The following is a 329-nucleotide window of genomic DNA, read 5'->3' as shown; positions in this document are numbered from 1 at the left end:
TTAACAAGTGCATTTGATCCATCTAAACATACTTTTATTGATTTACCGGCAGTAATCATTGTTTTACTTGTTACGTTCATTCTTACTAAAGGTGTTAAAGAATCAGCAAAACTTAACACGATAATGGTAATTGTAAAATTAGCAGTAGTAGCACTTTTCATCGTAGTAGGTGTTTGGTACGTTCAACCGCACAACTGGACTCCATTTATGCCAATGGGATTCCATGGTGTAACAGCTGGTGCTGCAGTAGTAGTATTCGCATACTTTGGATTTGACGCAGTATCAACTGCAGCTGAGGAAGTTAAAAACCCTCAACGTAACTTACCAAT

At 37.4% G+C, this 329-nt stretch carries 1 protein-coding gene; it reads left to right on the top strand.

The genetic code is table 11. The features are described from left to right. Positions 1 to 329, top strand: a 329-nt coding sequence (locus CN514_RS06890; RefSeq protein ID WP_141529318.1) for an amino acid permease, incomplete at both ends; no start/stop codon positions are given.

The sequence above is a fragment of the Bacillus sp. AFS001701 genome (assembly GCF_002559405.1).
GTDB lineage: Bacteria > Bacillota > Bacilli > Bacillales > Bacillaceae_G > Gottfriedia.
This window is presented reverse-complemented; position numbering and strand designations above follow the sequence as displayed.